Origin of the sequence: Thermanaerovibrio velox DSM 12556, assembly GCF_000237825.1 — a bacterium.
Lineage (GTDB): Bacteria > Synergistota > Synergistia > Synergistales > Synergistaceae > Thermanaerovibrio > Thermanaerovibrio velox.
This window is the reverse complement of the sequence record NZ_CM001377.1, coordinates 17793-35601: the sequence shown is the minus strand read 5'-3', so window position 1 is coordinate 35601 and position 17809 is coordinate 17793. Positions and strand designations below refer to the sequence as shown.

Here is a 17809-nt window from a genome sequence, read left to right as displayed (position 1 = left end):
TTTAAAGCATTGTACCAGAAACGCAACTACTTGGTAAAAAATCCACGCAAAACAAATTCACAAAAACAAGCTCTACAATGTTTAATCAAAAAATGGTGTATCTTTTGTATAATTAAAGAGTAAGAGGACCACATGGGTCCCCTAAACTTTCAAGGAGGTGTTGGGATGTCTAACAGCGGAAACCCCGGATCCGGAGGGTTGCTTGGGTTCTACTTCCGGTCCAGCCTAGTGGTTCGAATCCTTCTTGCAACGGTCCTCGGGGCCGGAGCGGGGCTATTGGTGGGACCTGAAATGGCGGCCATAAAGCCCCTTGGGGATCTTCTAATCAGGCTTCTTAAGATGATAGTGATACCGGTGGTGTTCTTCTCCCTGGTGGTTGGGGCATCCAGCGTGACCCCCTCGAAGCTCGGCACCGTGGGGGTCAAGGTGGTGGGATACTACATGCTCACCAGCGCGGTGGCGGTGGCCATAGGGCTTGGGGTTGGGAACTTATTCAAGCCCGGGGCGGGGTTGGACCTTCCAGCGGAAGGGGCAGTGGACATAACCGCCAAGGCCCCGTCCCTGGTGGAGACCCTCCTCAACATCGTGCCCGACAACCCCGTCGCCGCCATGGTTAACGGCACGATGCTCCAGATAATCTTCTTCGCCCTCCTGTTCGGCATAGCCCTGAGCGTCCTCATGTCCAGCTCCGACGAGCGCCTCAAATCCTCCGGGGAGGCCATGTTTCGGATCTGCGACGGCGGGGCGGAGGCGATGTACAAGATAACCAAGTGGGCCATGGAGTACGCCCCCATCGGGGTCTTCGCCCTAATGGCCACCGCCTTCGGCCAACAGGGAGCCAAGGCGGCGGGCCCGTTGGGGATGACCATAATGGCCATGTACCTGGCGTTCCTCATCCACTTCGTGGTGGTCTACGGCATATCCCTCAAGCTGGTGGGGCTCGGGCTTCCATGGTTCGTACGGAACGCCAAGGACGCCATGCTGACCGCCTTCGTCACCCGCAGCAGCAGCGCCACCCTTCCGGTGTCCATGGAGGCCGCGGAGGAGATGGGGGCTCCAAAGGGCATATACTCCTTCTCCCTGCCCCTGGGGGCCACCATAAACATGAACGGCACCGCCATATACCAGGGCATCTGCGTGCTCTTCGTGGCCAACTGCATAGGCCAAAACCTCACCATATCCCAGCAGCTCATGGTCATCCTTAGCGCCACCCTGGCGGCCATAGGCACCGCCGGTGTCCCGGGCTCCGGGGCCATCATGCTCCTCATGGTGCTTAACTCCGCGGGGATCTCCCTCACCGGGGGCGCCGCCGCGGCCTACGGGATGATATTGGGCATAGACGCCATCATGGACATGGGACGCACGCTGCTCAACGTCACCGGCGACATCGTTGGCACCGTCATGGTGGCCAAGGCGGAGGGAGAGCTGGACCAGTCCAGGTGGAAGGGGTAGAGGATCAAGACCCCGGGGGACCTCAAAAGAGGGATGAATCCACGGGCGCGCTTTCCCTCCCCAGGAACCGGCAGAACCGACGTGACCTACAGCACCGGCTAGGACACTCTTACCTAGAGAGGTGGAAGCGCGAATCCATAATCCCAATAGAAATAGCCGAGCGGGAGGGCTTATCTTGCCCTCCCGCTCGGCATCTCAAGCTACCCGACGAAAACCTCTTCGATCTTCTTCAGGGCCTCGTCGATCTCCTCCTTGGTGATCACCAAGGGGGGAGCGAAGCGGATGATCCAGCCGTGGGTCTCCTTGCAGAGGAGCCCCCGGTCCTTGAGGGCGGTGGTGTAGATCCTGGCCTTCCCGGCGGACTCGTTGAGGACCACGCCGATCAGGAGCCCCTTGCCCCGGACCTGCTTTATCTTGTCCGTCTTGGCCTGGATGGCCTTAAGGCCGTCCATGAAGTACTTGCCGAGCTCCGCCGCCCGGTCCGCCAGCTTCTCCTCCATGAGCACGTCGATGGCCGCCATGGCCACCGCACAGGCCAGGGGGTTGCCGCCGAAGGTGGAGCCGTGGGTGCCGGGCTTGAAAACCCCAAGCACGTTCTCGTTCGCCGCCACCGCGGACACGGGGAACACCCCGCCGCCCAAGGCCTTGCCCATGATGATTATGTCCGGGTCCACGTCCTCGTGCTGGAAGGCAAAGGTCTTGCCGGTCCTGCAGAAGCCCGTCTGAACCTCGTCCACCGCCAGGAGCACGTTGTTCTCCTTGCAGAGCTTCTCAAGCCCCTTGAGGAACCCATCGCTGGGAACCCGAACTCCCGCCTCACCCTGAATGGGCTCCACCAGGATGCCCACGGTGTTCTTGTTTATCGCCTTCTTAACCGCCTCCAGGTCGTCGTAGGGCACCACCACGAAGCCGGGGGTGAAGGGACCGTAGTAATCCCTGGCATCGGGGTCTACGGAGAAGGAGATTATGGTGGTGGTACGGCCGTGGAAGTTCTCCTCGAAGACGATTATCTCCGCCTTGTTCTCCTCCACTCCCTTCACCATGTAACCCCACTTGCGCATGGTCTTTATGGCGGTCTCAACCGCCTCGGCACCGGTGTTCATGGGAAGCACCATGTCCTTACCGGTCACCTCCGCCAGCTTCTTGGCGAAGAGGGGCCACTTGTCGTTGTAGAAGGCCCGGGAGGTGAGGGTCAACACGTCCGCCTGGTCCTTGAGGGCCTTTATTATTCGGGGGTGCCGATGCCCCTGGTTAACCGCCGAGTAAGCGGAGAGCATGTCCATGTACCTGCGGCCCTCCGGGTCCTCCACCCATATCCCCTCGGCCTTGCATATCACCACTTCCAGGGGATGGTAGTTGTGGGCCCCGTACTTGTGCTCCATCTCCATGAGTTCCTTGGACGTGTACATCTGGCTTCTCCTCCTCCTTTGCATCTAGCCCCTCTAGCACAGACCAGAGAATCCGGGACGGCGGGGCATTAAACCTTTTTCTTCGGAAAGTTTATACCATTTGATATTGCTATGCAACCCCCCGGGGCCCCGGGTTGATTAACGAAAAAAGAGGGAGGGCCCTAGCCCCCACACAAGGGCCCCGACGGCCCAAAAAGACCAACGTTACGGCCACAAGAACCCGCAGAAAACCGCAAAAGGTTCGACATATATTATACAAAGGAGCAATATATGAGCATAAACTCAAGAAAGCTCTTAATAGTAAAAATTAAGAATTTTACACCACTAACCGTTCGATTCATGCTACCATTCCAATGGAACACAAAAGGCAAAAAAATGCTCCTAATTTGATTTGTCCTTCAAAACACAGGAGGTGGTTCGAACCAGCCTATTTACCATCGGCGAGCGGTCTTATCAGCTTCATAAACCTAAGCATCTTAACCTGGGAAAATCCCAAAGAATGGAGGTTTAGCACTTGAGCGACAAGCAGCGAAAGGGCTTCTTCAACCGTTTCCTGGACGTGGTAGAAAAGGGGGGCAACAAGCTGCCCCACCCGGCGACCCTGTTCCTGATCCTGGCGGTGCTGGTGGTGGTCATATCCGGCATCGCCGCCTCCAGCGGCGTCCAGGTGACCTACGAGAGGGTTTCCGAGGGCAAGGCGGAGCAGGTCACCGTGGCGGCGGTGAGCCTCATGTCCAAGGAGGGGCTGCGGCAGATCTTCTCCGAGGCGGTAAGCAACTTCACCGGCTTCGCCCCCTTGGGCACCGTCCTGGTGGCCATGCTGGGCGTGGCGGTGGCGGAGGGCACCGGGCTCATCCAGGCGTGCCTTAAAAAGCTGGTTCTAAGCACCCCCAAGAAGCTCATCACCTTCGTGGTGGTCTTCGCCGGGGTCATGTCCAACATCGCCTCCGACGCGGGGTACGTGGTGCTGGTGCCCCTGGGGGCCATAGTGTTCCTGGGCTTCAAGCGCCATCCCCTGGCGGGGCTGGCGGCGGCCTTCGCCGGGGTCTCCGGGGGCTTCAGCGCCAACCTGCTGGTGGGCACCATAGACCCCCTGCTCTCCGGCATAAGCCAGGAGGCGGCCCGCATATTCCAGCCCGGCTACGTGGTGAACCCCACGGACAACTACTACTTCATGGCGGTCTCCACCATCGTGATCTCCATAATAGGCACCTGGATAACCGAGAAGGTGGTGGAGCCCCGGCTCGGCACCTACCACGGAGACCACCACGACGACCACGACCTCTCCAGCTTCACCGAAGAGGAGCGCCGGGGGCTCCGGATGGCGGGTCTCAGCCTCATCCTCTTCACCGCCCTCATCCTGGCGCTGGTTCTGCCCTCCAACGGGGTGCTGAGGGACGACCAGGGCAAGATCCTGGGACACACCCCCTTCATGATGGCCCTGGTGCCCATAATCGCCATGGGCTTCCTCATCCCCGGCGTGGTCTACGGCATCTGCACCGGCAAGGTGAAGAACGACAAGCAGGTGGCCTCCCTCATGGGCAAGGGCATGTCCTCCATGGGAAGCTATATAGTCCTGGCCTTCTTCGCCGCCCAGTTCGTGAGCTACTTCAAGTGGTCCAACCTGGGCATAATCCTGGCGGTAAAGGGGGCTAACTTCCTAAAGGCCACCGGCATGACCGGCATAGCCCTGATGATAGGCTTCATCCTGGTGGCGGCGTTCATCAACCTCTTCATAGGCAGCGCCTCCGCCAAGTGGGCCATAATGGCGCCGGTGTTCGTCCCCATGTTCATGGGCCTCGGCTACACCCCCGCTTTCACCCAGCTGGTCTACCGCATCGGGGACTCCTGCACCAACATCATCACCCCCCTCATGTCCTACTTCGCGGTCATCGTGGCCTTTGCCCAGAAGTACCGGAAGGACATAGGCATGGGAACCCTCATATCCATCATGCTCCCCTACTCCCTGGCGTTCCTGGTGGGGTGGTCATTGCTGATGATCGTCTGGTTCTTCCTCGGACTCCCCATAGGACCAGGGGCTTTAATAAGGCTATAATTAAGCCACCCCGGGCAGTTTGGGACCCCTGGGGGCTAAATGCCTTGTGGAGGTCAAAAATCTAGACGGCCGCATCTGGGCCCATCTGGATCAGATCGCCCGGGTGACGCAATGCAAAGGGGGTTCCCGCCCTGCACAAGGGCGCGAACCCCCTATCCCTTGAGGAGGTATAGTCATGATCAACCGTGATAGGCTGCTGGAGGAGTTCCTGGAGCTGGTTAAGGTGCCAAGTCCCTCGGGCAAGGAGAAGGCGCTGGCGGACCTGCTGACGGAGAAGCTCCGGGACCTGGGGCTTAAGGTGACGGTGGACGATGCGGGGGACAAGATCGGGGGGCAGACCGGCAACGTGATCGCCCGGCTCGATGGGACCATTGACGCGGAGCCGGTGCTCTTCAGCTGCCACATGGACACCGTGTCCCCCTGCGAGAAGATAGTCCCCATCGTTAAGAACAACGCGATCTACAGCGACGGCACCAGCGTGCTCGGGGCGGACGACAAGGCGGGCATAGCGGCGGTCCTGGAGGCCCTGAGGTGCCTCAAGGAGTCCCAGGAGGACCACGGCCCCGTGGAGGTGGTCTTCTCCGTCTGGGAGGAGGGGGGGCTTAGGGGGGCCCAGAACCTGGACACCTCCCTCATAACCGCAAGGCACGCCTACGTGCTGGACAGCGGCGGGGACGTGGGGGAGATAGTGATAAAGGGCCCCGCCCAGGACAGGATAGACGTGGTCATAAAGGGCAGGAGCGCCCACGCGGGGGTGGCCCCGGAGGAGGGGGTAAGCGCCATCATGATAGCCGCCAGGGCCATCGAGGGCATGAGGCTACTTCGGATAGACCACGAGACCACCGCAAACGTGGGCTACATATCCGGCGGCGGGGCAACCAACATAGTCACCCCCGAGGTGGTCATAAAAGCGGAGGCCCGAAGCCTTGACGAGGCCAAGCTGGACCGGCAGAGCGCCCACATGGCGGAGCGCTTCAAGCGGGCGGCGGAGGAGATGGGAGGTACCGCCGAGGTCACCGTTGCCAGGGCCTACCCGCCCTTCAACGTGGACGAGGAGAGCCTCACGGTCCGGATGGTCAAGGAGGCGGCGAAACGGATGGGGCTTGCCCCCAAGACCTGCTCCACCGGCGGGGGAAGCGACACCAACATACTGAACTCCAAGGGGATCTCCGCGGTCAACCTGGGCATAGGGGAGAGGAAGCCCCATACGCTGGAGGAGCACATATACATAAAGGACCTGGAGAACACTTCCGCACTGGTCCTGGAGATAGTAAGGTCCTTCGCCGCCGGTCGCTAGGGAAAAAGGGCATAGGATCGAGACGTCGGGGTCTGGGGAGCAAGCTTCCCGGACCCCGTTTTCTCACCCACCGGTCCTGCCTTCCCCCCTTGCCCCCCGCGGAACCCAGCGGATCCCATGGCCCATCTACCCTCCCCCATGATCTATAATCTCCCGAAGAGGTCCTGAACCTGAAGGGCTTGAGGACTGAAGCTGAAGCTGGAAAAAAACACCGATCCTCCGGTCCAAAGTCCTACGGGGCCATCGGGGGGAAGGAGCCGGTTTGTCCCAGCCCTCTTCGGTTCTTTTACGGTTTTTCACAGTTTCCAGTTTTCAACGCTGATCAACGCAAGGGGTGTTTAACCTATGAGTTCTGCAAGGCTCACGGCGGTGTGCGTAAGCGAGGACAGGCGGGAGCCCAAGAGGCCGGTGGATGAGGCGCTGTTCGTCCAGGGCAAGGGCATAGAGGGGGACTCCCACTTCGGGATAGGGGAAAGGCAGGTGAGCCTGCTGAGGCTGGAGGACATCCTAACCGCCCAAGGGGAGGCGGGCTTCCCGTTCCCCCCGGGAAGCCTCGCGGAGAACCTGGTGGTAGAGGGCCTTGGGGAGGACATAAGGCCCGGGCAGATCCTGTCGATCGGATCCGTGAGGCTCCGGGTGGTCGAGAAGGGCAAGAAGCCCGGGGAGCCCCACACCTACGACTACCGGGGATGGTGCCTCTTGCCCAGCAAGGGCTTCTTCCTCGAGGTGCTCCAGGGGGGACGGGTCAAGACCCCGGCGAAGGTGGTGCTGGAGGATGGGGACCTTGACGGGTAGGCGGGGACGCTCCGGGGACCCCCGGGGCCTGGAGGAGCTCCGCTTGAGGGCGGAGGAGTACCTGGAAGCCCTCAAGCACAAGGGATGCCGCCGGACGGAACAGCGGAGGCTCATCATAGAGACCCTTCTGGAAAGCCAGGGGGAGCACCTGAACGCCCGGCAGATAATGGAGCGGGTGCAGGCCAAGGACCCGTCGGTGGGGTTCGCCACGGTCTATCGGACCCTTGTGGTGCTGGAGGAGATGGGGCTGGTGCACTCCTTCGACCGGGGGGAGGGGTTCGCCAGGTTCCACATCCCCGACGGGGACATCCACGTCCACGTGACCTGCAGGGTATGCGGCAATACCGTCCACCTGGAGGACCGGGAGGACCTGCAGGGCACCATAGCCTCGTGGATAAGAGGAGGGGGCTTGGCCCCAACCCCTCAGACGGTTCAGCTCTACGGGGTATGCCCCACCTGTGAGGAGGAGCCCACCAAACCTGCGGGGTATCACATGACCTGCTGCGGCAGGAGAAGAAGGGGAATGCCAGGGTAGAGTCCCCATCCGCATCTCCCGTGGTGGTGCCTAGGCTTTGCCTTTTACGCTGGGGGGTGTACAATCGGCTCGGTTATTGATAATGAATATCTATACCTATAGGGGGCGGTTACATGACCATAGCAGTCGCCGCAGAAGGAAACACCGGGGACTCCAAGACCTCTGACCGGTTCGCCAGATCCCCTTGGTTCCTCCTCTTCAGCGAGGACGGCAGGTTCCTCAAGGCCTTGAAGACCGATCCGTCGGAACACGGGGCCGCCGCCATGGCGGTGGGGCTCCTGGCGGAAAACGGGGTCCAAGTGGTCTTAGCCCCCCAGCTGGGGCCAAATGCGGTAACGGCGCTTAGGCAGGGGGACATCAAGGCGTACGCCTGCAGTGCGGCCACCGCTCAGGAGGCGGTTAAGCTGTACCTGTCGGGAGATTTGGAGAGGCTGGCGTAACCCAAGATCACATCGAACACAAGGGGGAAGGACCAAGTGTCAGATAGCCGGTGCGAAGGCTGCAACAGCAAGGGGACCTGCGATTCAACCACGGACAAGTGCGGCATGCCCCAAAAGGGGCAGAGGAAGGGCATAGGGATGATAGTGGCGGTGGGGAGCGGCAAGGGCGGGGTGGGCAAGAGCTCCGTGTCCGCCCTCCTGGCCGTGGGGCTCGCCAGGAGGGGACAGAAGGTGGGGATCCTCGACGGGGACATCACCGGCCCCTCCATCCCGGCCATGCTTGGGGTAAAGGGGCTACCAACGGGTTCCCCGCTTGGCATAGTTCCCCCAAAGTCACCCACCCTTGGCATATCGGTGATGTCCATAAACCTGCTCCTCGAGGACGCCACAAAGCCGGTGGTCTGGAGGGGACCTGTAATATCCAACACCATCAAGCAGTTCTACGAGGAGGTCTTGTGGGACGGCCTGGACACCCTCATCGTGGACCTGCCTCCGGGCACGGCGGACGCACCGTTGACGGTGATGCAGAGCCTGCCCCTCGACGGCTTCGTGGTGGTTACATCCCCCCAGGACCTGGTGGGCATGGTGGTCGAAAAGGCCATGCACATGGCCCAGATGCTGAACGTCCCCATCCTGGGACTGGTGGAGAACATGGCCTACGCCCTGTGCCCCCACTGCGGCCAGAGGATCCAGCTCTTCGGACCCAGCAGGATAGAGGAGCTGTCGAAAAAGTGGTGGGTCCCAAGCTTTGCAAGCCTGCCGATAGACCCGGTGCTGTCCAACCTGTCCGACCGGGGGCTCTTGGAGGAGTACCACAACCAGTCGGTGCTGGACGATCTGGTGGAGGGTTTCCTCGGGCGTAAGCCTTGATCTTAATAGGGGACAGGCCCCGGGCCAACCCACCGTCCCTCCTGCCCTCCTATCTCCCACGGCTTCCCATGGGCCTTGGGGCTTGATTTCCGGTCGGGCAAGAATATAATGATAATCAATATCATTAATAGATCGGGGGGATTCTCATGCCAGGAATGGACGGAACGGGACCCGTGGGAAACGGACCCATGACCGGACGCGGACGGGGCATGTGCTGCGGAGGCGGAAGAGGGCTTAGGTTGCGCCGCCGTATCTGCGCGGTCGACGGCAGGGGGTCGGGCATTCTGGGAAGGCTCAAGGCCCTGGAGGACCAGCTAATGGAGCTCAAGGGGCAGGTGAGAGCCAACCCCCAAGACACCGAACAGGAGGAGGAGATCTAGGTGAAGATAGCCGTACCGTTAGAAGGGGGTAACGTGTGTGCCCACTTCGGCCATGCCCCCCAGTTCATGTTGGTAACCGCGGACCAGGGGACCGTGGTCAAAAAGGAGATGCTTGACAACCCCGGGCACGAGCCCGGCAGGCTGCCCAAGTGGCTGGGTGACATGGGCATAGAAGCCATCATAACCGGGGGCATGGGGGAAAGGGCGGTCAACCTGTTCAGGGCCCAGGGGATCCAGGTGTACATGGGGGTGACCGGTCCCGCGGATCTCGCGGTGGAGGCGCTCCTAAGGGGCAAGCTGGCCGGCGGAGCCAGCCTGTGTTCCCATGGCAGCGGCCACGAACATCCCGGTGAGTGCGGCCCCGGAGGCAGCGGGTGCGGACACTAGGTTCAAGCCCCATGGTCATAGCGGTGGTGAGCGGCAAGGGAGGGGCGGGCAAGACCTCCTTCGCCGCCTCCATGGCCCTCTGCAGCCCCCCGGACCTCCCGGTGACCGCCATAGACTGCGACGTCGAGGAACCCAACTTGGCGCTGCTGGTCCAGGAGGATAACCACCAAGGCGCTCCCGGGATGGACAGCACCCCTGTCACCCTTCCGATCCCGATGGTGGACCCGGAGAGATGTTCCCGCTGCGGGATATGCTCCAGGACCTGCCGGTTCGGCGGGGTCCTCTGCTTCGGCAGGTCCCTGCCCACTTTCAACGAGCTCTGTCACGGCTGCGGGGCCTGCGTCATGGCCTGCCCCAACGGGGCCCTTTCGGAGACGCCGCGGCCCATAGGGGTGCTCAACCGGGGCGTGATCAGGCACCGCAGGGGCGTGATCCTCGAAGGCCGGCTCCTGGTGGGGATGCCCAATCCGGTGCCGGTGATAGACCGGGCGGTGGAGGTTGGCCTTGCGGAGGGCACGGGCTCGGCAGTGGTAATAGACGCCCCCCCGGGGGCGGCCTGTCCCACCGTGGCGGCCCTGCGCCAAGCCCAGGGGGCGATACTCATAACCGAGAACACCCCCTTCGGCAGGGCGGACGGAGAGGTGGTGGCCCAGCTGCTCAAGGACATGGGCAAACCGACCGGATTGGTGCTCAACCGGTCCGGGATCCTGGAGGAAGAGCCTCCCCTGGAGGGCATCCTGGGAAGCCTCCCCCTCATAGCCAGGCTGCCCTTCTCTAGGAAGGTGGCGGAGGGATCCGCCCAGGGCATACCCCCCTCCGAACTGGACGAACACTGGCGGGAAGCCGCCGTATCAGCCTGGGAATGGGCGAGGAGGGTTTTGTCATGAGACCCCGGGAAATAGCGGTGGTGAGCGGAAAGGGGGGGACCGGAAAGACCACCGTCACCGCCATGCTCGCAAGGGCCCTGTCCGAAAGGTGCGTCATATGCGACGCCGATGTGGACGCCCCGGACCTCTGGATACTGCTTAAGCCCGTAGTCCAAAGGGAGGACCTCTTCGTGGGGGGACATAAAGCCCAGGTTAACACCCCCCCATGCGACGGTTGCGGACTATGCTCCCGCCACTGCCGGTTTAAGGCCATCACGATGACGCCCTCGGGGGCCCATGTGGACCCCACCGCCTGCGAGGGCTGCGGCGTCTGCTCCATCCTCTGCCCCAAAGGGGCGGTGGAACTCCTGCGGACCAAGCAGGGACACGTCTTCGAAAGCCAGACCTCCTTCGGCCCCATGTTCCACGCAAAGCTGAACCCCGGGGGGGAGAACTCCGGCCGGCTGGTTCAGATCCTGCGGGAGAGGGCCCGGAAGTCCGCCGGCGAGCTCCGCAAGGAGTGGATACTCCTGGACGGACCGCCGGGCATCGCATGCCCCGCCATATCCGCCCTGACCGGCGCATCCCTCGGGCTCATCATCACCGAACCCTCCAAAAGCGGCCTTCACGACCTGCTCCGCCTCCTGGAGGTGACAAGACAGCTCCGGGTACCCTCCGGAGTGGTCATAAACCGATGGGACCTCTCCCAAGAGGGCTCAAATAGGATACGGCAGGCCTGCGAAGACACGGGAACACCAGTGCTGGCAGAGATTCCCTTCCAGGAAGAGGTGGTGAGGGACCTCTCCATGGGAAACATCCCGTCCTCCATCCCCCAGGAACTGGTGGACCAAATCCTGCAAGGCATACAAAGGATCACCCAAGGGGAGTGAACGCGAAACCCAACGAGAAAAGCCGAAGCCCGGGGATAAGCTCCCGTCCCTTCCCCACCCCGGGCTTCAATCTATCTCCCGCCGTTACCCTTTCACCTTGCCCCGAAGGACCTAACAGTCCACCCGGAACACGCTGTCTATGATCGTACCGTCCCGGTACTCCACCAGGGCCACAACCCGGGACCTGTCAACCTCCACCTCCTCGGGGACACCGGTCAAACCCTCCACCTCTTCCTTGAGCTCCCTTATGTCCTTCACCTCAAGACCCATGGCCCTACAGGACTCCTCAAGGTCCTTCCTGCGGGGGTTCACGCAAACCCCCCGCTCCGTAACAACCGCGTCCACCGTCTCCCCAGGGGTCACCACCGCACCAACCCTATCCCTTATGGAGGGCACCCCTCCCCGGAACGACGGCAGCACCACCAACGACAGCTTCGCACCCGCCGCGGTGTCGCAATGACCGCCAGACGCCCCTCGCAGCACCCCGTCGTGACCGGTCAGCACGTTCACGTTGAAATCCACGTCCACGTCCAGCGCCGCCAACACCACCACGTCCAACTCATGCACCACACAGCCACGGTTCAACGGGTTCGCGTACCACGACTGGTCTATCTCCACGTGGTTACGGTTCCTCACCAAAGAACCGGTCACCGCGGCGTCAAAGCTCTGCACGTCGTACAAAACCTTGAACAGACCCTCCTCCAGCATCGACGCCATGTAGCCCGTGACTCCACCGCACCCAAAGCTGCCCACTATCCCCTTCTCCTTCATGTAATCCCTCACGTAACGGGCCACCGCAAGGCTCGCACCCCCAGCCCCAACCTGAAAGGACATCCCATCCTCCATCAATCCCGACGCCAAAATCACCTTGAACGCGTCCTTCGCTATCTTTAAATCCACGGGGTTCCGGGTTATCCGGGCCGCACCAGTCGCTATCTTCCGGGGATCCCCAATGCTGTCCACCACCAACACCTGGTCCACCAGGTACTGGGGCACCGACACGTAACCCAGTGGTTCCTCCGAAAGATTATCCGTCACCGCCACCACGTGACGGGCATAACGGGCGTCCAGCTGGGCGTAACCCAGCGAACCGCACGCGGACTTACCCATCACTCCGGTGAAGTTCCCGTAACGGTCGCACAGGGGAGCTGCAAGAAACGCCACGTCTATCGATATGCCCCCCTCCTCCACCGCCCTGGCCCGGCCGCCGTGGCTGTGGATCACCACAGGCACCTCCAGCTCCCCCCTGCTTATGGCCTTCCCAACCTCTCCCCTAACACCAGAGGTGTGAATACCCCTCACCACCCCATCCCTCACGAAATCCGCCACCTCCTCGTGGGAGTCCGTCAGGGAACTGGGCGCCAGCACCAGGTCCCTTATCCCCATCTCCCGGCAGGCCTCCAGCACGGGACACAGAACCCGGTCACCGTTCCTCAAGTGATGATGAAACGAAACGGTCATGCCGCTCTCAAGACCGCTCCTCCTTATGGCCTCCTTCAGGTCGTAGGTCACCTTCTCCTTGCCCCTGGGCGTACCCCTTAACGGCGCACAGCGGCGCTCCGCCTCCTCTCCCACTCGGCTCCAGGGACCCATGTAGGGCCTAATCTCACCCATGCCGGGCAGCTCAACGGGCACCAGACGGCCTATGGAGTTCCTCGCAAACCTCATGACCCCTATACCTCCCGCATCTCCCAAAGGCTCAAGGTGTGAAGCGCCCGCCTCACCACCGGCGCATCCACCATCCTGCCGTCCACCGATACCACTCCCCTTCCCTCCGCCTCCGCCAAACGAGCCGCCTCCACTATCCGACGGGCCCGACTAACCTCTTCCTCCTCCGGCACAAAGGCCCGGTGTATCCACTCTATCTGGGACGGGTGTATCGCCGCCTTACCGGTGAAACCAAGACCCACCACCCGACGGGCCTCCTCGTAAAGACCCTGGTGGTCCTCCACGTCCGCGTACACCGTGTCGAATGCCTCCAGCCCAAGGCTCCTGGCCGCAAGGGCCACCTGGGAGCGGGCCACGAACAGCTCCCAACCCTCCCGGGTCTTGCTCACCCCCATGTCCGCCGTCAAATCCTGACCCCCAAGGGTCAGCGCCGATACCCTGCCGCAGCTGCCACCTATCTCTCGGGCCCTCACAACACCCTCCGCGGTCTCCAGCATGGCGTGGATCTTCACCGTACCAACCTCTATCCCGTGCTCCTCCTCTATGGCGCCTATCAACCGGTCCGCCAAAAGCACGTCCTCGGGGCTCGAACACTTGGGAACCCTCACCGCATGGGGCTTGAGGGGCACCACTGCCCTCAGGTCCTCCTCAAAAAAACAGCTGTCCGCACCGTTTACCCTAACGGTCACCACCAAAGACCCAAAGTCCAAGCCCTTGAGCATCTCCACCACCAGGTCCCGGGCTGCGTCCTTCTCCGACAGGGCCACCGAATCCTCCAGGTCCAAAAGCACGCTGTCCGCCCCAAACCTAGGACAGTGCTGCAGCATCCCCGGGCTGTTGCCCGGCACGTAAAGCATGGACCTAACGGGCCTCACCGCAGCCACCCCCCGAAACAGCACGCCTTACGGCGGTCCTAAGACGGGCCCTCATGGTGGCCATCAGCGCCCCCTGGTCCTGAACCTCCACCGCAGCCACTATGCCGGCCTCCCTCAGCGCCTCCTCCACCATACGCCTCGTCCTCTCCGGGTACATCCGGGCGCACACACCCTTGAGGACCACCTCCAACCCCTCGGACGGATAAACGCTCACAAGACAGTCCGACGACTCCAACGTCCCTGCCCTGGACTCCCTTACCTCCAACCTCAACACCCCCATTGAAACGCGGCGGGGAAGCCCCGCCCCCCCGCCATAACGCCCCGATATGACCACTAGGGCCTCTGCCCTACATCCTCTCGCAAACCGCCTCCCCGAAGGCGGAGCAGGAGACCTCCTTGGCCCCCTCACGCTGACGGGCCAGGTCGTACGTCACGATGCCATCCCTTATGGCCCCTTCCATGCCCCTAACCACGAGCTCCGCCGCCTCACGCCACCCCAGGTGCTCCAGCATGAGAACCCCGGATAGGATCAGGGAACCCGGGTTAACCTTGTCCTGCCCGGCGTACTTGGGGGCGGTGCCGTGAGTGGCCTCGAAGAACGCCACCTGGTCGTTCATGTTGGCCCCAGGGGCCAGCCCAAGACCACCCACCGATGCGGCCAGGGCGTCGGACATGTAGTCCCCGTTAAGGTTCGGCATGGCAAGCACGTGGTACTCCGAGGGCCGGAGCAGTATCTGCTGGAACATGGCGTCCGCGATCCGGTCCTTTATGACCACCTTGCCCTCCGGAACCACCCCCTGGTGGAGCTCCATCACCTCCTGCTCGGTCACCGTGAGGTCCCCAAACTCCCTCTTGGCCAGCTCGTACCCCCACTTCATGAAGGCCCCCTCGGTGAACTTCATTATGTTCCCCTTGTGAACCAGGGTGACCGACTTCCTCTTGTTATCTAAGGCGTACCTTATGGCCATCCGGACGAGCCTCTCCGTGCCGGTCTTGGATATGGGCTTTATACCTATCCCGGAGTCCTCCCGCACCTCCTTCCCCATATCCCGGAGGAACCTTATCACCTTCCCGGCCTCTTCGGTCCCCATCTCCCACTCTATACCGGCGTACAGGTCCTCGGTGTTCTCCCGGAAAACCACCATATCCACGTCCTGGGGCCTCTTAAGGGGAGCGGGTACCCCGTCGAACCAGCGCACGGGCCTCACACAGGCAAATAGATCCAGCTCCTGGCGAAAAGCCACGTTGAGGCTCCTGAAACCCCCTCCCACCGGGGTGGTGAGGGGCCCCTTTATGCCCACCCGAAAGTACCTAAGGGCGGTGAAGGAGTCCTTGGGTATTGCGGTGCCGAACAGGTCCATGGCCTTCTGCCCCGCGTATATCTCCCACCAGACAAGACGCCTCTTCCCGCCATAGGCCTTATGAACCGCCCGGTCCAAAACCCTCTTCATCACCGGGGTTATGTCCACCCCTATCGCCGTCCCCCTCCACATAGGGTATCACCGGATCGTCCGGGACCTCCATCTTCCCATCCCGAAAGACGATCCTGCTTCCCTCCTGGGGCTCCCGGTACCTCTCAAGCTCCAAACCCTCGAACCTCATGCTTCACCCTCCTTCTGCACCTTGCCAACCTTAAGACCCGTGCCGCGGCCAGCGACCGGGAACCATTGGTACTAAAATCGACGACTCCATGTATGGGAAAACCCCGGGGGTCGGATGCGGAGGCGCGTTGTTCATCAGCTAAAAACACTTGTCCATATCCGGAAGGGGTAAATCTGGGCAGGGTTTACACGTTTCCGGAAGTTGCCGCCCCCGGGGAAGCCTTGGTGCTATCGTCCTATCCCTTGGACCTCACGTGGTTCAGCTTGCCTCCCGCCCTTATGATCTCCAGGTCCCCCTCCCCAACCGGGGTAACACACCGGATGGTCAACCCCTTGGTGAGGTTCAAAACCTGAAACGCCCTGCCGGGGACCACGTCCTGGGACCGGATCTCCAACTGGTCCCCCTGGTCTACCCTCTGGTAGTCCGACGGGTCCTCGAAGACCAGGGGCAGTATCCCGAAGTTGACCAGGTTAGCCAGGTGGATCCTGGCGAAGCTCTTGGCCAAAACCCCCTTTACTCCCAGGTACCTGGGCGCAAGGGCGGCGTGCTCCCGGCTGGAACCCTGACCGTAGTTGGCGCCTCCCACTATGAAGCCCCCCTTGGCGGCAAGGGCCCTTTCCGGGAAGGTGGGATCCACAACCTCGAAGACGTGCTTGGATATGGCGGGAACGTTGCTCCTCAACGGGAGCACCTTGGCCCCCGCGGGCATTATGTGGTCCGTGGTTATGTCATCCCCCACCTTGAGGAGCGCCGTACCCGATATGACCTCCTCCATGGGCCCCATCTCAGGAAGGGGGGCTATATTGGGACCCCTTCGGATCACCACCTTTTCAGGGTCATCGGAGGGCATCACGAACCTGCGGTCCTCTATGTGGAACCGCTCGGGCTGGAGGAACACGAACGGGGCCTTTGAGTGTTTCGACGCGAAATCCCTGGGGTCCGTGATACGGCCTTCCACCGCGGAGGCCGCGGCGGTCTCGGGGCTCACAAGACACACCTTGCCGGTCTTGTGCCCGCAGCGGCCCAGGAAGTTGCGGTTTATGGTCCTTAAGGACACCCCGTCGGTGGGAGGGGCGAAACCCATGCCTATGCAGGCCCCACAGCTCACCTCCAGGATCCTCACCCCCGCGGATAGGATGGACTCAAGGGCACCGGACTTGGCCATGTGATGAAGCACCTGACGGCTCCCAGGAGATACCCCGCAGTCCACCTCCGGGTGCACCGACATATCCCTGAGGAGGTAGGCCACCGCCTCCAGGTCCCGGAGTGAGGAGTTGGTGCAGGAACCGAACATCACCTGCTGGATCTCCATCCCCGCCGCCTCGCGCACGGGGATCACGTTGTCCGGCTGATGAGGCAGGGCCACCAAGGGCTCAACCCTGGAAAGGTCTATCTCTATCACCTGGTCGTAAACCCCGTCCGGGTCCGCCTCCAGGGGTACGAACTGATGCTCCCTCCCCTGGGCCCTAAGCCACTCCCTGGCCACCTCGTCGCTGGGGAACACCGAGGAGGTGGCCCCGGTCTCCGCCCCCATGTTCGCGATGGTGGCCCTGTCTGGAACCGCTAAGGTCCCCACACCGGGGCCGCAGTACTCCAAAACCTTCCCCACGCCGCCCTTAACCCCTATGCGGCGGAGGACCTCAAGTATCACGTCCTTGGCGGACACGAAGGGGGAGAGCTGCCCTGTAAGATGGACCTTGACCACCGCCGGATAGGTAAGGTAGAAGGGCTCCCCCGCCATGGCGAGGGCCACGTCCATGCCCCCCGCCCCTATAGCAAGCATGCCCACCCCGCCGGAGGTGGGGGTGTGGGAGTCGCTGCCAAGCAAGGTCTTACCGGGGGCCGCAAAGCGCTCCACGTGCAGCTGGTGGCATATGCCGTTCCCCGGAGGGGAGAAGATGATCCCGCACCTCCGAGCCACGTCCATCAGGTACCGATGGTCATCGGGGTTCTTGAAGTCCTCCTGGATCATGTTGTGATCCACGTAGCTCACGGAAAGCTCGGTTTTAACCCTTGGGACCCCCAGGGCCTCAAACTCCAGGTAGGCCATGGTTCCGGTGGCGTCCTGGGTCAGGGTCTGGTCTATCCTTATCCCCACCCTGGAGCCCCTCTTGGGCTCTCCCTCCACCAAGTGACCGTTAAGCAGCTTCTCGGTTAACGTAAGTCCCACGGTGCACCAGCTCCTTCCAAGGCCATGAGGCCCTAAATTAAAGGGGTCTTCGCTCGATAGCGAAGACCCCTTTCAACCGTGCAATGCCGCATGGGACGGACCGAAGGACCCCCAAAA

General features: G+C 62.0%; 18 protein-coding genes. 11 read left to right on the top strand and 7 right to left on the bottom strand.

What is annotated here, in order from left to right; genetic code table 11:
• Positions 1-165 precede the first annotated feature (165 nt).
• Positions 166-1452: a dicarboxylate/amino acid:cation symporter gene (locus THEVEDRAFT_RS00160; RefSeq protein WP_006582711.1), complete on the top strand. Its 1287-nt coding sequence runs from the start codon at positions 166-168 to the stop codon at positions 1450-1452.
• Positions 1453-1652: 200 nt separating this feature from the next.
• Here THEVEDRAFT_RS00160 and rocD read toward each other — a convergent pair whose 3' ends face one another.
• A complete protein-coding gene (gene rocD, locus THEVEDRAFT_RS00155) occupies positions 1653-2861 on the bottom strand; it encodes an ornithine--oxo-acid transaminase (protein ID WP_006582710.1) in 1209 nt (402 codons plus the stop codon).
• 514 nt (positions 2862-3375) lie between these two features.
• Between rocD and THEVEDRAFT_RS00150 the strand changes: the two genes are divergently transcribed.
• From THEVEDRAFT_RS00150 to THEVEDRAFT_RS00105, 10 genes are all read left to right on the top strand, one after another.
• Positions 3376-4917: an AbgT family transporter gene (locus tag THEVEDRAFT_RS00150; RefSeq protein WP_006582709.1), complete on the top strand. Its 1542-nt coding sequence runs from the start codon at positions 3376-3378 to the stop codon at positions 4915-4917.
• A gap of 175 nt (positions 4918-5092) precedes the next feature.
• Positions 5093-6214 (top strand): M20/M25/M40 family metallo-hydrolase, encoded by a 1122-nt coding sequence (locus THEVEDRAFT_RS00145; RefSeq protein WP_006582708.1) that lies wholly within the window; start codon positions 5093-5095, stop codon positions 6212-6214.
• Positions 6215-6559: 345 nt separating this feature from the next.
• Entirely contained in the window at positions 6560-7009 is a 450-nt protein-coding gene (locus THEVEDRAFT_RS00140; protein ID WP_006582707.1) for an MOSC domain-containing protein, read from the top strand.
• On the top strand, positions 6999-7544 hold the full coding sequence (locus THEVEDRAFT_RS09035; RefSeq protein ID WP_006582706.1) for a Fur family transcriptional regulator: 546 nt from the start codon (positions 6999-7001) through the stop codon (positions 7542-7544). Before THEVEDRAFT_RS00140 ends, THEVEDRAFT_RS09035 begins: the two co-directional genes overlap by 11 nt.
• 113 nt (positions 7545-7657) lie before the next feature.
• Complete coding sequence (locus THEVEDRAFT_RS00130) at positions 7658-7984, top strand: NifB/NifX family molybdenum-iron cluster-binding protein (RefSeq protein ID WP_006582705.1); 327 nt, start codon at positions 7658-7660, stop codon at positions 7982-7984.
• Positions 7985-8020: 36 nt separating this feature from the next.
• On the top strand, positions 8021-8854 hold the full coding sequence (locus tag THEVEDRAFT_RS00125) for a P-loop NTPase (RefSeq protein ID WP_006582704.1): 834 nt from the start codon (positions 8021-8023) through the stop codon (positions 8852-8854).
• Positions 8855-9000: 146 nt separating this feature from the next.
• Positions 9001-9234, top strand: coding sequence for a DUF5320 family protein (locus THEVEDRAFT_RS00120; protein WP_006582703.1), 234 nt, complete (start codon positions 9001-9003; stop codon positions 9232-9234).
• A complete protein-coding gene (locus THEVEDRAFT_RS00115) occupies positions 9235-9621 on the top strand; it encodes a NifB/NifX family molybdenum-iron cluster-binding protein (RefSeq protein ID WP_006582702.1) in 387 nt (128 codons plus the stop codon).
• Complete coding sequence (locus tag THEVEDRAFT_RS00110; protein ID WP_006582701.1) at positions 9609-10508, top strand: 4Fe-4S binding protein; 900 nt, start codon at positions 9609-9611, stop codon at positions 10506-10508. Before THEVEDRAFT_RS00115 ends, THEVEDRAFT_RS00110 begins: the two co-directional genes overlap by 13 nt.
• Complete coding sequence (locus THEVEDRAFT_RS00105) at positions 10505-11377, top strand: ATP-binding protein (RefSeq protein ID WP_006582700.1); 873 nt, start codon at positions 10505-10507, stop codon at positions 11375-11377. The genes THEVEDRAFT_RS00110 and THEVEDRAFT_RS00105 overlap by 4 nt, the downstream gene beginning before the upstream one ends.
• A gap of 111 nt (positions 11378-11488) precedes the next feature.
• Here the strand turns inward: THEVEDRAFT_RS00105 and citF are convergent, their stop codons facing one another.
• From citF to THEVEDRAFT_RS00080, 6 genes are all read right to left on the bottom strand, one after another.
• Positions 11489-13045 carry a citrate lyase subunit alpha gene (gene citF / locus THEVEDRAFT_RS00100; RefSeq protein ID WP_006582699.1) on the bottom strand — a complete coding sequence of 519 codons (1557 nt, stop codon included), beginning with the start codon at positions 13043-13045 and terminating at the stop codon, positions 11489-11491.
• Between the two features lie 5 nt (positions 13046-13050).
• Positions 13051-13920 (bottom strand): HpcH/HpaI aldolase/citrate lyase family protein, encoded by an 870-nt coding sequence (locus THEVEDRAFT_RS00095; protein WP_040825051.1) that lies wholly within the window; start codon positions 13918-13920, stop codon positions 13051-13053.
• The gene (locus THEVEDRAFT_RS00090) at positions 13907-14194 is read right to left on the bottom strand and encodes a citrate lyase acyl carrier protein (protein WP_245522741.1); all 288 of its coding nucleotides are present in this window, start codon (positions 14192-14194) and stop codon (positions 13907-13909) included. Before THEVEDRAFT_RS00090 ends, THEVEDRAFT_RS00095 begins: the two co-directional genes overlap by 14 nt.
• A gap of 73 nt (positions 14195-14267) precedes the next feature.
• Positions 14268-15413 (bottom strand): isocitrate dehydrogenase (NADP(+)), encoded by a 1146-nt coding sequence (gene icd, locus THEVEDRAFT_RS00085; protein WP_245522671.1) that lies wholly within the window; start codon positions 15411-15413, stop codon positions 14268-14270.
• Positions 15340-15522 (bottom strand): hypothetical protein, encoded by a 183-nt coding sequence (locus tag THEVEDRAFT_RS09635; RefSeq protein WP_245522670.1) that lies wholly within the window; start codon positions 15520-15522, stop codon positions 15340-15342. The genes icd and THEVEDRAFT_RS09635 overlap by 74 nt, the downstream gene beginning before the upstream one ends.
• 235 nt (positions 15523-15757) lie before the next feature.
• Positions 15758-17692: an aconitate hydratase gene (locus THEVEDRAFT_RS00080; protein ID WP_006582695.1), complete on the bottom strand. Its 1935-nt coding sequence runs from the start codon at positions 17690-17692 to the stop codon at positions 15758-15760.
• Positions 17693-17809 lie beyond the last annotated feature (117 nt).

Bases quoted from the DNA above. Each gene is read 5' to 3' on its own strand.
- THEVEDRAFT_RS00160 (WP_006582711.1), top strand. From the start codon at position 166: ATGTCTAACAGCGGAAACCCCGGATCCGGAGGGTTGCTTGGGTTCTAC.
- rocD (WP_006582710.1), bottom strand. From the start codon at position 2,861: ATGTACACGTCCAAGGAACTCATGGAGATGGAGCACAAGTACGGGGCC.
- THEVEDRAFT_RS00145 (WP_006582708.1), top strand. From the start codon at position 5,093: ATGATCAACCGTGATAGGCTGCTGGAGGAGTTCCTGGAGCTGGTTAAG.
- THEVEDRAFT_RS00140 (WP_006582707.1), top strand. From the start codon at position 6,560: ATGAGTTCTGCAAGGCTCACGGCGGTGTGCGTAAGCGAGGACAGGCGG.
- THEVEDRAFT_RS00130 (WP_006582705.1), top strand. From the start codon at position 7,658: ATGACCATAGCAGTCGCCGCAGAAGGAAACACCGGGGACTCCAAGACC.
- THEVEDRAFT_RS00120 (WP_006582703.1), top strand. From the start codon at position 9,001: ATGCCAGGAATGGACGGAACGGGACCCGTGGGAAACGGACCCATGACC.
- THEVEDRAFT_RS00105 (WP_006582700.1), top strand. From the start codon at position 10,505: ATGAGACCCCGGGAAATAGCGGTGGTGAGCGGAAAGGGGGGGACCGGA.
- citF (WP_006582699.1), bottom strand. From the start codon at position 13,045: ATGAGGTTTGCGAGGAACTCCATAGGCCGTCTGGTGCCCGTTGAGCTG.
- icd (WP_245522671.1), bottom strand. From the start codon at position 15,413: ATGTGGAGGGGGACGGCGATAGGGGTGGACATAACCCCGGTGATGAAG.
- THEVEDRAFT_RS09635 (WP_245522670.1), bottom strand. From the start codon at position 15,522: ATGAGGTTCGAGGGTTTGGAGCTTGAGAGGTACCGGGAGCCCCAGGAG.